This window comes from Dactylosporangium sp. CA-152071, assembly GCF_050936335.1.
Lineage (GTDB): Bacteria > Actinomycetota > Actinomycetes > Mycobacteriales > Micromonosporaceae > Dactylosporangium > Dactylosporangium maewongense.
The window spans coordinates 4,620,762-4,635,198 of record NZ_JBNJMZ010000001.1 but is presented as its reverse complement, the minus strand read 5'-3'; the positions used below and the strand labels follow the sequence as shown (position 1 = coordinate 4,635,198).

The 14,437-nt window shown below is 72.0% G+C and carries 10 protein-coding genes; 6 read left to right on the top strand and 4 right to left on the bottom strand.

Annotated elements, in window-relative coordinates:
• Positions 1–24: 24 nt before the first annotated feature.
• From ACQEVZ_RS20735 to ACQEVZ_RS20725, 3 genes are all read right to left on the bottom strand, one after another.
• Positions 25–3,780 (bottom strand): multifunctional oxoglutarate decarboxylase/oxoglutarate dehydrogenase thiamine pyrophosphate-binding subunit/dihydrolipoyllysine-residue succinyltransferase subunit, encoded by a 3,756-nt coding sequence (locus ACQEVZ_RS20735; protein WP_433368927.1) that lies wholly within the window; start codon positions 3,778–3,780, stop codon positions 25–27.
• 205 nt (positions 3,781–3,985) lie between these two features.
• Positions 3,986–4,912 carry an ABC transporter permease subunit gene (locus tag ACQEVZ_RS20730; protein WP_433368924.1) on the bottom strand — a complete coding sequence of 309 codons (927 nt, stop codon included), beginning with the start codon at positions 4,910–4,912 and terminating at the stop codon, positions 3,986–3,988.
• A complete protein-coding gene (locus ACQEVZ_RS20725; protein WP_344513653.1) occupies positions 4,909–5,820 on the bottom strand; it encodes an ABC transporter ATP-binding protein in 912 nt (303 codons plus the stop codon). Before ACQEVZ_RS20725 ends, ACQEVZ_RS20730 begins: the two co-directional genes overlap by 4 nt.
• A gap of 132 nt (positions 5,821–5,952) precedes the next feature.
• Here ACQEVZ_RS20725 and ACQEVZ_RS20720 point away from each other — a divergent pair, with 132 nt between their 5' ends.
• Positions 5,953–10,029 carry a beta strand repeat-containing protein gene (locus tag ACQEVZ_RS20720; RefSeq protein ID WP_433368920.1) on the top strand — a complete coding sequence of 1,359 codons (4,077 nt, stop codon included), beginning with the start codon at positions 5,953–5,955 and terminating at the stop codon, positions 10,027–10,029.
• 12 nt (positions 10,030–10,041) lie between these two features.
• Here ACQEVZ_RS20720 and ACQEVZ_RS20715 read toward each other — a convergent pair whose 3' ends face one another.
• Positions 10,042–10,446 (bottom strand): DUF3052 domain-containing protein, encoded by a 405-nt coding sequence (locus ACQEVZ_RS20715; protein ID WP_360560220.1) that lies wholly within the window; start codon positions 10,444–10,446, stop codon positions 10,042–10,044.
• Between the two features lie 92 nt (positions 10,447–10,538).
• Between ACQEVZ_RS20715 and ACQEVZ_RS20710 the strand changes: the two genes are divergently transcribed.
• The 5 genes from ACQEVZ_RS20710 to ACQEVZ_RS20690 all read left to right on the top strand — a co-directional run bounded on the left by ACQEVZ_RS20710 (position 10,539) and on the right by ACQEVZ_RS20690 (position 14,430).
• A complete protein-coding gene (locus tag ACQEVZ_RS20710; RefSeq protein WP_433368917.1) occupies positions 10,539–11,288 on the top strand; it encodes a GNAT family N-acetyltransferase in 750 nt (249 codons plus the stop codon).
• Positions 11,289–11,293: 5 nt separating this feature from the next.
• Entirely contained in the window at positions 11,294–12,088 is a 795-nt protein-coding gene (locus tag ACQEVZ_RS20705) for a lysophospholipid acyltransferase family protein (protein ID WP_354900331.1), read from the top strand.
• Positions 12,089–12,144: 56 nt separating this feature from the next.
• Positions 12,145–12,957 (top strand): DUF4097 family beta strand repeat-containing protein, encoded by an 813-nt coding sequence (locus tag ACQEVZ_RS20700; RefSeq protein WP_360560217.1) that lies wholly within the window; start codon positions 12,145–12,147, stop codon positions 12,955–12,957.
• Positions 12,957–13,607, top strand: a complete 651-nt coding sequence (locus ACQEVZ_RS20695) for a PadR family transcriptional regulator (RefSeq protein WP_344513663.1) — start codon at positions 12,957–12,959, stop codon at positions 13,605–13,607. Before ACQEVZ_RS20700 ends, ACQEVZ_RS20695 begins: the two co-directional genes overlap by 1 nt.
• Before the next feature lie 82 nt (positions 13,608–13,689).
• Positions 13,690–14,430, top strand: a complete 741-nt coding sequence (locus ACQEVZ_RS20690) for a response regulator transcription factor (RefSeq protein ID WP_344513665.1) — start codon at positions 13,690–13,692, stop codon at positions 14,428–14,430.
• The last annotated feature ends 7 nt before the right edge of the window (positions 14,431–14,437 follow it).

The window sequence follows — 14,437 nt, the reverse complement described above, 5'->3', positions numbered from 1 at the left end:
TGGAACCAGCGAAACGACAGAGGGTCAGCGCTTCGGCAGCGCGGCCTCGATGAGCGCCTGCTGCTCGGCGTCGTGGAGCTTGGTGGAGCCGACCGCGGGAGCGGCGGCGGCGGGGCGGGAGATGCGGCGCAGGCCGACGCCCTGGAGGTGCTCCAGGAGGTTGAGCGCGATGAACGACCACGCGCCCTGGTTGGCCGGCTCCTCCTGGACCCAGGCGAAGTCCTCCGCGTTGGGGAACTGTGCCAGCGCCGCGCGCAGCTCCTCCACCGGCATCGGGTAGAGCTGCTCGACCCGGATGATGGCGGTGTCGGTGATGTCCCGCTCGGTGCGCGCCTGCAGCAGGTCGTAGAAGACCTTGCCGGAGCAGAGCAGGACCCGCTTCACCGCGGCGTTGTCCAGGCCGGCGCCCTTGATGCCCGGGTCGCCGAGGACGGTGGCGAAGGTGCCGCTGGTGAAGTCCTCGACGGGGGAGACGCAGAGCCGGTGGCGCAGCAGGGACTTGGGCGTGAAGACGACGAGCGGCTTCTTCTTCGGCGACAGCGCCTGGCGGCGCAGCAGGTGGAAGTGGTTCGCCGGGGTCGTCGGCACGGCCACCCGCATGTTGTCCTCGGCGCACAGCTGCAGGTACCGCTCGAGCCGCCCCGACGTGTGGTCGGGGCCCTGGCCCTCGTGCGAGTGCGGCAGGAGCAGCGTCACGGCGGTGCGCTGGCCCCACTTGACCTCGCCGGAGGAGATGAACTCGTCCACGATGGACTGGGCGCCGTTGACGAAGTCGCCGAACTGCGCCTCCCACATGACGAGTGCGTCGGGGTTCTCGACGGAGTAGCCGTACTCGAAGCCCATCGCGGCGAACTCCGACAGCAGGGAGTCGTAGATGAAGAGCTTCGCGTTGTCCTTGATGAGGGCGGACATCGGCATGTAGTCGCTGCCGGTCTCGGCGTCGACGATGCCGGCGTGCCGCTGCACGAACGTGCCACGGCGGGAGTCCTGGCCGGAGAGCCGGACCGTGACGCCCTGGTTGACCAGCGCGCCGAACGCGATGACCTCGCCGAAGCCCCAGTCGATGTCGCCGGCGGCGGCCATCTTCGCGCGGCGGTCCAGCAGCTGCTGGACGCGCTTGTGCGGGGTGAAGCCGTCGGGGAGCTTGACGTGCGCCTCGCCGATCGCGTGCAGGACCGAGGCGTCGATCGCGGTCTCGACCACCGGCTCCGGCTCGGGCTCGCGCAGGCGGGTGAGGCGCGACGCCGGGTTGGAGGACGCGTCGCGGGTCGCCTTGAACACCGTCTCCAGCTGCTCGTGGTAGTCCTTGAGCAGGGCCTCGGCCTCGGTGATCGGGATGTCGCCGCGGCCGATGAGCTCCTCGGTGTAGATCTTCCGCACCGAGCGCTTCTGGTCGATGATCGCGTACATCAGCGGGTTGGTCATCGACGGGTCGTCGCCCTCGTTGTGCCCGCGGCGCCGGTAGCAGACCAGGTCGATGATGACGTCCTTGTTGAACGCCTGGCGGTACTCGAAGGCGAGCCGCGCGACGCGGACCACGGCCTCCGGGTCGTCGCCGTTCACGTGGAAGATCGGCGCCTGGATCATGCGGGCGACGTCGGTGGAGTACAGCGAGGAGCGCGAGTACTCCGGCGCGGTGGTGAAACCGACCTGGTTGTTGACGACGACGTGGACGGTGCCGCCGGTGCGGTAGCCGCGCAGCTGCGACAGGTTGAGCGTCTCGGCGACCACGCCCTGGCCGGCGAAAGCGGCGTCGCCGTGGATCAGCAGCGGCAGGACCGTGTAGCCCTCGAGCTTGAGGTCGATCGAGTCCTGCTTGGCCCGCACGATGCCTTCGAGGACCGGGTTGACGGCCTCCAGGTGCGACGGGTTCGCCACCACGGAGACGGTCGTGGCGTGCTCGCCGTCGGGGTGGGTGAACTTGCCGGTCATGCCCAGGTGGTACTTGACGTCGCCGGAGCCGTGCGCGGACTTCAGGTCCAGGTGGCCCTCGAACTCGGAGAAGATCTTCTCGTAGGGCTTGCCGACGATGTTGGCCAGCACGTTGAGGCGGCCGCGGTGCGCCATGCCGATGACGACCTCGTCGAGGCCGCCCTCGGCCGAGTTCTGCAGGATCTCGTCGAGCAGCGGGATCAGCGACTCGCCACCCTCGAGAGAGAAGCGGCGCTGGCCGACGTACTTCGTCTGCAGGAACGTCTCGAACGCCTCGGCGGCGTTGAGGCGGTTGAGGATGTGCTTCTGCTCGGCGGTGTCGGGCTTCTCGTACGGCTTCTCGACCCGCTCGGCGACCCAGCGGCGCTCCTCCGGGTCCATGATGTGCATGTACTCGACGCCGACGCGGCGGCAGTAGGAGTCGCGCAGGACGCCGAGGACGGCCCGCAGCTTCATCTTCTGCTTGCCGGCGAACCCGCCGACGGGGAAGACCCGGTCGAGGTCCCACAGCGTCAGCCCGTGCTCGAGGACGTCGAGGTCCGGGTGGCGGCGGATGCGGAACTCCAGCGGGTCGGTGTCGGCCATCAGGTGGCCGCGGACCCGGTAGGCGTGGATGAGCTCGACGACCCGGGCCGCCTTGTCGATCTGGCCCTCGCTGGTGCGGGCGACGTCACGCACCCAGCGGACCGGCTCGTACGGGATCCGCAGCGCCGTGAAGATCTGGTCGTAGAACCCGTGCTCGCCGAGCAGCAGCTCGTGCATGACCTTCAGGAACTCGCCGGACTGCGCGCCCTGGATGATCCTGTGGTCATAGGTGCTGGTCAGCGTCAGGATCTTGCTGATGCCGAGGTCGGCGAGGGTCTCGTCGGACATGCCGGCGTAGGGCGCCGGGTACTCCATCGCGCCGACGCCGATGATGGTGCCCTGCCCGGTCATGAGCCGCGGCATGGAGTGCACGGTGCCGATGCCGCCGGGGTTGGTCAGCGAGACCGTGGTGCCGGCGTAGTCGTCCATGGTCAACTCGTTGCGGCGGGCCCGGCGGACGATCTCCTCGTACGCCGACCAGAACTGGCGGAAGTCCATGGTGTCGGCGGCCTTGATGCTCGGCACGACCAGGGACCGCGAGCCGTCGGGCTTGGCGAGGTCGATCGCGATGCCGAGGTTCACGTGCTCCGGCTGGACCAGGTTGGGCTTGCCGGCGATCTCGGCGAAGGCGTTGTTCATCTCCGGGTGCGCGGCGAGCGCCCGGACCATCGCGAACCCGATCAGGTGGGTGAAGCTGACCTTGCCACCCCGGCCGCGGGCCAGGTGGTTGTTGATCACGACGCGGTTGTCGGACAGCAGCTTCGCTGGCACGGCGCGCACGCTCGTGGCGGTCGGCACCTCCAGCGAGGCGTCCATGTTCTGCACGATGCGGGCGGCGACGCCGCGCAGCGGGACGTGCTTCGCGCCACCACTCGGCGGAGCGGCCTCGGCCTTCGCGGGTGCGGCCTTCGGAGCTGCAGGAGCGGCCTTCGGGGCGGCCTTCGGAGCCGCAGGGGCCGCGGGTGCCGCAGGGGCCGCCTTCGCGGGCGCGGGTGCCGCCTTCGCAGGTGCGGGCGCGGCCGGAGCGGTGGGGGCCGGCGCGGTCGTGGTCACGGCCGCCGGCTCAGCCACCTCGGCGGTCGCCGTCGAGGTGCCCTCGGCGCCATCCCCGCTCGGCTTGTAGTCGGCGAAGAAGTCGTGCCACGCGGGGTCCACGCTGGCCGGGTCGGCGAGGTACCTCTGATACATGTCCTCGACGATCCACTCGTTCGGGCCGAAACCCGCCAAGGGGTTCTCCTGCGAGTTGGTCGCTTGGGTCGACACGGCTGCTGATCGCCTCTTCCAAACGGAGTAGCTGGGGTCACGGATCCGCGTCAAGGCTACGCGCTGCCTAACGCTCGTTCGTCGCCGACGCCGCCGGAGTGACCATGTCGACGACGGCATGGGTCCATCCCATACAACTGTGGCCGCCATTCGGCGGCCACAACTGTCGTAGATCTGCCTGACAGGACGGATCAGGGGATCGGCGTCACGCGATGTCGCGTTTCCGGGTGATCAGCGTGCCGATGGTGCCGAGGACGACCGCCCACACGATGAGCACGACCGCGCCGGCCCAGCGTGGCGGCAGGTCCACCTCGCCGAGCTGGGTGGCCAGTCCGCCGACGACGTGCGACGACGCCAGCGGCGGGATGTAGACCGCGCTCTCCAGGACCCAGTCCTTCTTGATCACCAGCTCGTGGATCAGGGTGAGGACGATGATCGCGGCCCAGGTGCCGACGGTGTAGAGGCAGGCGGCGGTGATCGTCGCGCCGATCTGGCTGCGGATCAGCACCCCGATGCCGATGCCGAAGACCGCCCACAGCACGTACACCAGCAGGTTCAGGAGTACTGCCTGCTGCGCCGTCCAGTTTCCGAGGCTGTTGGTGAGGCCCTCGGCGCCGAAGTAGAGCACCCCGCCGACGACCGAGATCGCGGTGGTGATGATCCAGAACAGCACACCCGCCAGACCCGCGGTGATGAGCTTCGCGGTGATGACCTTGGTCCGCTTGGGAGTCGCGAGGAACGTCGCGGTCGCCGTCTGGTGGTAGAACTCGTTCGTGATGATCAGGATCGCCACGAGCATCACCAGCAGCAGGCCGAAGAACTGGCCCGAGGTGTAGATGTTCGCGGCGAACTTGGCGAGCTGGCCGGCCGCGTGCGCCTTGGCGACCCGGGCCGCCTCCTGCTCCTGGTACTGCCGCTGGTCCGCCTCGAACTGGGCCCGCTGCTCCTCGGTGAGGTTCGACGGCGGGTCACCCTGCGGGTAGGCGGTGAAGTTGTCGGTCAGCTCCGACTTGGTCTGCTCGATGTTGATCCAGAGCGCCAGGCCGGTGAAGACCAGCGAGATCAGCAGGAAGATCCACCACATGTTCGTGGTGCGCACCTTCAGCAGCTCACTACGAATAAGCCGGATCATCGGATGGCCGCCTTTCCCTGGGTCAGTTCGAGGAACACGTGCTCCAGGTCGGGTCGCTCGTTGACCAGCTCGTGCAGCTCGATCCCCGCCTGCAGGGCCAGCCGGCCGACGGCCGGGGCGTCCAGGCCGGTGACCACGTGGCTGTCGTTGCCGTTGGGCTGGATCGAGGCGCCCGCGGCCCGCACCGCATTGACCAGCTCCGGCAGGTTGGGCGTCCGCACCCGGGTGCGCGGCGCGCTGGAGTTGCCGCCGACGATCTGCTCGACCGGGCCCTGGGTGACGAGGCGGCCGGCGGCGATGATGACGACGTCGTCGGCGAGGATCTCCATCTCCGACAGCAGGTGGCTGGAGACCAGCACGGTGCGGCCCTGCTGGGCCAGGCCCTTCAGCAGCCCGCGCATCCAGCGGATGCCCTCCGGGTCGAGGCCGTTGGCGGGCTCGTCGAGGATCAGCACCTGCGGGTCGCCGAGCATCGCCTGGGCGATGCCGAGCCGCTGCTTCATGCCCAGCGAGTAGCCGCGGAACTTGCGCTTCGCGGCGGGGGTGAGCCCGACCAGCTCCAGCATCTTGTCGACCTGGGTGTCCGGAAGGCCGGCGGCGGCCGCGACGATGCGCAGGTGGTTGCGGGCGGTGCGGCCCTTGTGCGCGGCCGAGGCCTCCAGGATCGCGCCGGCCAGCCGGAGCGGCTCGGCCACGTCGGAGTAGCGCTGGCCGCCGATGGTCGCGGTGCCCGACGTCGGGGTCACCAGGTTGAGGATCATGCGTAGCGTCGTGGTCTTGCCGGCGCCGTTGGGGCCGAGGAACCCGGTGACGCGGCCCGGCTCGACCACGAACGACAGGTGGTCGACGGCCGTGACGTTCTTGTACCGCTTCGTCAGGTCGGAGACCACGATCTGTCCGTTGGACAACGTGCCGCTCCCTCCAAGAGAGTGAAGTCGTCAATATGGCACGGCACGCCCACCCGCCGCCGCCCGCCCCAGCAGGGGATCAACACGAGGAAAACTCGCTCATTACGGGCAGTGTCCACGTATACACGATAGGTGGCAATTCGGATCGCGATCGTGGCGCTGCTGCTCCTCCCGGCGATCGTCGCGGGGGCGGCGAAAGACGCCGCGGCCGACATCGTCGACGCGTTCCGCCCCGTGTACTCGGTCAACGACAGCGGGTCGATCGTGCTGCGCGGCAACGCCAACCTGACCTGCGTCGACAGCAACCCGGCCTGCGCGGCGGCGCGGAACGGCACCGGCACCGGCGGCCAGCTCAACAACAACGGCTACAAGATGCGCCACGTGGACGTCGACCAGGACGGGGACGGAGCGGCGACGTTCAACTCCAGCACCGCCGACCTCGCGATCCCGGGCGGCGCGACCGTGCTCTACGCCGGTCTCTTCTGGGGAGGGGACACGGCACCGGGCACGGGCACGCCGGCACCCGACGAGAGCCGCAGGAGCACGGTCCGGTTCAAGGTGCCCGGCGGCGCGTACCGGACGATCACCGCGAACCGGCTCACCGACGTCACCACGTTCCCCGGGCACCGGCCGTACCAGGGCTACGCCGACGTGTCGTCGCTGGTCGCGGGCGCCGGCGGCGGCACCTACGCGGTCGCCGACATCCAGGCCGCCACCGGCGTCAACGACCGCTACGCCGCCTGGTCCCTCGCCGTCGTCCTGCACGACCCGGCGCAGCCGGTGCGCAACCTCGTCGTCTACGACGGCTTCGGCTCGGTACGCGGCATCACCCCCGCCGACGCGACGGTCCGCATCCCGGTCACCGGCTTCCAGACCCCGCCGACCGGGGCCGTCACCACCAGCCTCGGCGCCGTCGCCTACGAGGGCGACGCCGGCAGCGGCGGCGACAGCATCCGCCTCGACGGCACGCCGCTGACCGACGCGCGCAACCCGGCGACGAACTTCTTCAACAGCACCGTCAGCGACCGCGGCGCGGCCGTCACCGCCCGTAACCCCGCCGACACGAACCTCCTCGGCTTCGACATCGACCAGGTCGACGCGAGCGGCCTGCTGGCCAACGGCACGACCAGCGCGACGATCACCCTCGAGACCACCGCGGTCACCGGCGAGACGTTCTACCCGGGCGTGATCACGTTCGCGACCGACCTCTACGCGCCGCGGCTCACCGCGGTCAAGACCGCCACCGACGTCGACGGCGGCGACCTGGAGCGCGGCGACGAGATCCGGTACACGATCGAGGTCGGCAACGACGGGCTCGCCCCCGCCGAGGACGCCCAGCTCGCCGACGCCCTGCCACCCGGGACCACGTTCGTGCCGGGCAGCCTGACGATCGACGGCGCGACCCAGAGCGACCCGGTCGACACCGACCGCGCCGAGTTCAGCGCCGACGTCGTCGTCTTCAGAGTCGGTACGGGCAGCGACGCCACCCACGGAGGCCGCCTGGCGGTCGGCGACAAGGCCGTGGTCGCCTATCGCGTTACGGCGGGCGCCCCCGGCGCCCCCGGCGCCCCCGGCGCCCCCGGCGCCCCCGGCGCCCCCGGCGCGGCGAGCATCCGCAACGTCGCCCACGCGGCCGCCACCGGCACGGACACCGGGGTGAAGCTGCGCGCCCCGTCCAACCCGACCACGCAGGACCTGCCCGCGGCGGGCCCGGCCGCCGACCTGGCGGTCACCGCCGCCGGCCCCCAAGTCGCGCAGGGCACCGGCCAGGTCCGGATCCCGGTGACGCTCACCAACACCGGCCCCGCCACCGCCACCGGCGTCACCCTGACCGCGGTCCTGCCGGCGGGCGTGACCGGCGACCCCGCGGGCGCCGGCCCCTGCGCCTGGGCCGGGCAGCCGCCGGCCGGGCAGACGCTCACCTGCCCCGTGGGGACGCTCACCGCCGGTGCCACGTTCACCGTCGACGTCGTGGCGACCGTCACCGCGGCCGCCGGGCACCACACCGAGGTCACCGCGGCCGTCACGTCCTCGACCCCCGACCCGGTGGCCGCGAACGACACCGCGACCGCCGCCGTCGTGCGCAACTCGGCTCCCGCGGCCGTCCCGGACGCGGCGACCGTCGCCGCCGGCGGCACCGTGACGATCCCCGCCGCGGCCAACGACACCGACCCCGACGGTGACACCGTGCGCGCCGGCGGCATCGCCACACCGCCCACCGCCGGCCACGCCGTCGTCGACGCCACCGGCGCGATCCGCTACACGGCCGGCACCGGCGCGGGCACCGACACCTTCACCTACGTCGCCGCCGACGCCAACGGGGGCACCGCGACCGGGACGGTGACCGTGACCGTCACCGCGGGCGGCCCGCCCGGCCCCGGCACCGCCCCTGTCGCGGCGGACGACGCGGTGACCGTGCCGGCCGGCGCCACGTCCGCGACGTTCGACCCGCTCACCAACGACACCGACGCCGACGGCGACCCGCTCACCGTCATCGGGATCGGCACCGGCGGCGGTGCCGGTGGCGGCGGCTCCGGCACGCCCACCGGGGGGACCGTCACGCTCACCGCGGCGGGGCTGCTCGTCTACACGCCGAGGGACGGCTTCCGGGGCGCCGACGGCTTCACGTACACCGTGGGCGACGGCAAGGGAGGGCACTCCACGGCCACCGTGACGGTCGCCGTGGCCGACCGCGCCCCGGTCGCCGGCGCCGACGAGCGCAGCACCCCGGCCGGCACCCCGATCGACGTGGACGTGCTCGCCAACGACACCGACCCGAACGGCGACCCGCTGACGGTCGGCGCCTGGGACGCCACCACCGCCCGCGGCGGCACCGTCACGCGGAGCGGCGGCCTGCTGCGGTACGCGCCGGCGGCGGGGTTCTCGGGCGACGACACCTTCACGTACACCGTGAGTGACGGGATCGTCACCTCGACCGGCACGGTCACCGTCCACGTCGGCACGGCCGGAGCGCCGGCGCCACGCGCTGACGCCGCGAGCACCCCGACCGGCACCCCGGTGACCGTCGACGTCCTGGCGAACGACGCGGATCCGGCCGCCACCGTCACGGCCGTCACGCCCGGCGCGCACGGCACGACCGCGATCGGCGCCGGCGGGTCCGTCACCTACACGCCGCGGGGCGGCTTCTCCGGCGTCGACACGTTCGGCTACGCGGTCAGCGATGGCCGCGGCGGGCTCGGCACCGGGACCGTCACCGTCACCGTCTTCAACCAGGCGCCGGTGGGCGTGGACGACACGCTGCGCGCGCCGGCCGGGACCGCGGTGGTCGTGCCGGTCCTCGCCAACGACACCGACGCCAATGCCGACACGCTGCGGGCCGTCGCGGCGACCGGGGCCGCGCACGGCACGCTGGCGATCGTCGGCGGCGCCGTGCGGTACACCCCGGCGGCGGGCTACCGGGGAGCCGACGGCTTCACGTACACCCTGAGCGACGGCAACGGGGGCACCAGCACCGCCACGGTGACCCTCGACGTCGCGGGTGGCGCACCGGTCGCCGGCGCCGACGCCGTGGCCGCCGCCGCCCCAGGCGTCGCCGTGACCGTGACCGTGATCGCCAACGACAGCGACCCCGACGGCGACCCGCTCACGGTGACCGCGGCCGGCCCGGCGGGGCACGGCGGCACGGTGCTCAACGGCGACGGGACCGTCACCTACACCGCCGCGGACGGGTTCGAGGGGGTCGACACCTTCACCTACACGCTGCGCGACGCCACCGGGCTGCAGAGCACCGGGACGGTGACGGTGACGGCCGGGCTGCAGAGCACCGGGCCGGTGGTGGTGACCACGCCGACGGTGACCACGCCGGCCGGGAGCGGCGCGCGGACGATCGCCCCGCTGGACAACGTCAAGGACCCCGACGGCGACCCGCTGAAGGTCGTCGGCGTGACCCAGCCGGCGAACGGCACCGCCGTGCTCAACGCTGACGGGACCGTCACGTACACGCCGGACAAGGGCTTCGCCGGCGCGGACGCCTTCACCTACACCGTCACCGACGGGACCGCCACGGTCGCCGGCACCGTCGAGGTGATGGTCGGCCCGGTCGACCTGCCGGTCACCGGCGGCGCGGTGGCGTCGCACGCGATCGCGGGCCTGCTCATGCTGCTCGCCGGCTGGCTCCTGCGGTTCCTGCCGGCGCTGTCCTTCAGCGGCCCGCGACGCGCGGCCCGCGCCCACCGGCGCGGTGCCTGACGGCGCTGTGCCTCAGGTCCGGTCGGCGACCCGGATCACGTGCTTGAGCCCCGACCAGGTGTCGTCGATGGCGCAGACCTTGACGTCCACCCGGCCGTGCGCCAGGGCGAAGTCGCGGACCCCGTTCTCGTCGAGGTCGGTCGCGATGCCGGAGGAGCGCTTCGGCCAGGCGACCCACAGCGCGCCGCCAGGTGGCGTCTGCCGGTGCAGCACCGGCCAGCGCCGCCGCAACCTGGCCTGATCAGGGCAGAAGCAGACGATCACGTCGTAGAGGCCGGGCGCGCCGCGGCGGTGCAGCACCACGTCGGAGGGCAGGTCGCGCAGCTCGAACCCGGCCGGCGCCCCGTCGAGCAGCACGCGGTGCCCGGCGCTGACGCCGAGCTTCTTGGGCAGTGGAGTCCCTGAATATCCCGCCATGCCTGACCACGGTAGTCATCGTTCACCCGCCAGCCATGCGGGTAACCAGTCACCGTCAGCCAGCCGCAGGGGTCGACCCTTACACCGAAAGCATGACGATTCTCGCCGTCGCCGCCGACCCGGTCGGTGTCGACGAAACCGATCGCTACACCCTGCTGGTGGCCACGGACGGTGACCAGGTCCGGGCCGCACAACGGCTCCGCCACGACGTCTTCGCCGGCGAACTCGGCGCCAAGCTGCAGTCCGGCACGCCGGGCCTCGACGTGGACGCGTTCGACGAGCACTGCGACCACCTCATCATCCGTGACGAGCGCACCGGCGACGTCGTCGGCACGTACCGGATGCTGCCGCCGGACCGCGCGGTGGCCGCCGGCGGGCTCTACGCCGACACCGAGTTCGACCTCGCGGGCCTGCACCAGCTGCGTGGGGGACTGGTCGAGACCGGCCGCTCCTGCGTGCACCCCGACCACCGCAGCGGCGCCGTGATCAACCTCATGTGGGCCGGCATCGCGCGGTACATGCACCTGCACGGCCACCGCTGGCTCGCCGGGTGCGCGTCGGTGCCGGTCGCCGACGCCGCCGGGATCTGGGACCTCGCCCAGCGCAAGCACCTCGTGCCGTCCGCCTGGCGGGTCCGGCCGCGCAACCCCCTCGTGATGGACGGGCCGGTGCCGGCCAAGATCGAGGTGCCGCCGCTGCTCAAGGGGTACCTGCGGCTCGGCGCCTGGATCGGTGGCGAGCCCGCGTACGACCCCGACTTCGACTGCGCCGACTTCTACGTGCTGCTGTCGCTGGACCGGGTCAACCCGCGGTACATGCGGCACTTCCTCGGTCAGGAGTGAGCGCGATGACCGTCGTCGACTCGCTCTGGCTGCCGCGCTCGACCTGCGACGTGAGCTGCCTGCCGGCCCGCTCGGACGAGCACGTCCCGGTCGCGACGATGGTGAAGCGGATCGTCGTGACCGGGTCGGTCGTGCTGCTCGGGGTGCTCGCGGTGCCGCTCCTGGCCCTCCTGCCGCAGCGGCACCTGATCGCCGTGCAGCGCCGGCTCGCCCGCGCGGTGCTCGCCGGGCTCGGGATCTCGCACCGGGCCGTCGGCCGGGTCCCGCAGTCCGGCGCGCTGCTGGTCGCCAACCACGTCTCGTGGCTCGACGTGGTCGTGATCCTGGCGCACGCGCCGGCCAAGCTCCTCGCCAAGCGCGAGGTGCGCCAGTGGCCGCTGATCGGCCGGCTCGCCGCCACCCTCGGCACCGTCTTCGTCGACCGGTCCCGGCCCAAGACCCTGCCGGCCACCGTCGGGCGGATCAGCACCGAGCTCGCCGCCGGTGGCGTGGTCGCCGTCTTCCCGGAGGGCACCACCTGGTGCGGCCGGATGGGCGGCACCTTCCGCCCGGCGATGTTCCAGGCCGCGGTCGACGCGGCCGCCCCGGTCGTGCCGGTGCGGCTCACGTTCGCCCAGAACGGCACGCCGACGACGGTCGCCGCGTTCATCGGCGACGAGACCCTCGCCACCTCGCTGCGCCGGGTCGTCGCCGCCCGCGGGCTGTCGATCGAGCTGAAGGCACACGCCAAGCTGTACCCGGAGCCGACCTCCTCCCGCCGCGTCCTCGCCCGCGCCGCGACCTCGGTGGTGGCCGCCTAGAACATCCGAGACACGACAGTCGCGATGTATCGCGTTTGTCTGCTACCTTCGGTGGCATGACGACGTGGAACATCGCCGAGCCCACGCGGCTCGAGCTCAAGGGGGAGGTCAAGGACCTCCAGGTCACCCTGGTCGGCGGACGGGTCAACGTCGTCGGCGCCGACGGGCCCGCCCGGGTCGAGGTCACCGCGATCGGTGAGCGCCCGGTCACGGTCGCCCTCGACGACGACGGCGTGCTGCGCGTCTCCCACGGGCATCTCCCCAAGTGGCCCGGCTTCCTCTGGTGGCTCTTCCACAGCCGGTTCAAGGTCGACGTCTCCGTCATGGTCCCCGACCGGACCCCGGCCACGCTCCGCGTCGTCTCCGGCTCCGTCATCCTCTCCTCGCTGCGGGCCGGCGCCAAGGTGGACGCGACCAGCGCCCGGGTCACCCTGCTCGGCCTGGACGGCCCCGTCGCCGCCAACGTGATCTCCGGCTCCATCGAGGCGCTCACCCTCGACGGCGAGGTCGACCTGGAGACCGTCTCCGGCGAGATCGTCGTCGCCGACTCCACCGCGCGGAAGGTGCACGCCCGGGCGATCTCCGGCTCGATCACGTGCGACCTCGACAACCCGCCCGTCGACACGGACGTGCGCCTGGAGACCGTCTCCGGCGAGATCACCGCCCGGGTCCGCGAGGACAGTGACCTGCAGGTCCACCTCAGCGCGATCTCCGGACGGGTGGTCAGCGCGTTCCCCGGCCTCGACCAGGTCGGCCGCAGCGCCGTCACCGGACGGCTCGGCGCCGGCACCGGCCGCCTGACCGCCAACGCGACGTCTGGCACGATCACCTTGTTGTGCCGGCCGGTCGATCTGGACGAGGATTCCTGATGAGTGCGGTGTTCAGTCACGGACGGTTGCGGCTGTACCTGCTGAAGCTGCTCAACGAGGGACCCCGCCACGGGTATGACCTCATCCGGCTCCTGGAGAACCGCTTCCACGGCCTGTATGCGCCCTCCGCCGGCACGATCTACCCGCGCCTGCAGCGGATGGAGGCCGACGGGCTGATCAGCCACACCGCGTCCGGCGGCCGGAAGGTGTACGACATCACCGACGCCGGACGGGCCGAGCTGGTGCAGCGCGCCGCCGAGCTGGAGCGCCTCGAGACCGACATCAACGCCTCCCTCGCCGACCTGTCGACCCTGGCCGACGAGGTCGAGCAGGGCGTCCACGGCTCGGTGCGCGACCTCAAGCGCGAGCTGAAGGAGGCCGGCAAGCAGGCCCGCACCGCGCCCGCGTGGGGCTGGGGCTACCCGCCGCGGCCCGGGGCGACCGGCGCCGCGAGGCCGGGCGGCGCCGGTGCCACCAGGCCGTCGCCCGCGCCCGGCGACGCCGCCGCCGAGCTGGAGGAGAAGGCCGCCCAGCTGCTCGCGGAGGTGCGCCGGCTGGCCCGCGCCAGCCGCGCCAGCCAGGAGACGATGCGTGCCACGCTGGTCGTCCTCGACGGCGCGATCGACCAGGTGCGCCGACTTCTGCGCTAGTTTTGGGTGACGGGGCGGGGTGTCCAGGAATTTCCCAGGCAACCATCAGCCCTGCTCCAGCGGGAGGCGGAAGACTATGCGCATGGGGGTACGAGGCGGCGTTGCACAATCCGGGGGTGCCCCGTCGCCAGGCGTTGCGCAGGCTGAGGCGAGACTGCTCGTGGTCGAGGACGATCCGAACATTCGCGAGCTCCTCTCGGCCAGCCTGCGTTTCGCCGGATTTGCGGTTGACGCGGTGACCACCGGTGCCGAGGCGGTCACCGCGGCCCGCGACGCGAAGCCCGACCTGGTCGTCCTCGACGTGATGCTGCCCGACCTCGACGGTTTCGAGGTCATCCGGCGGCTCCGCGAGGGTGGCGTCCGGCTTCCCGTCGTGTTCCTCACGGCCCGGGACGGCACCGAGGACAAGGTCCGCGGCCTGACGCTCGGCGGCGACGACTATGTCACCAAGCCGTTCAGCCTGGAGGAGCTCACCGCGCGGATCCGCGCCGTGCTGCGCCGCACCGCCGGTGACCCGGGGCCCAACCGGCTGGTCTTCCACGACCTGGAGCTCGACGAGGAGACCCATGAGGTGTCCCGCGCCGGGCAGACGATCGCCCTGTCGCCGACCGAGTTCAAGCTGCTGCGCTACCTGATGCTCAACGCGGGCCGCGTGCTGTCCAAGGCGCAGATCCTCGACTTCGTGTGGAATTACGACTTCCGCGGCGACGACAGCATCGTGGAGTCGTACATCTCCTACCTGCGACGCAAGGTGGACATCGCCGAGCCGCGGCTGATCCACACCCTGCGCGGCGTGGGCTACGTGCTCCGCCTTCCCGTCTGAGGCCCGC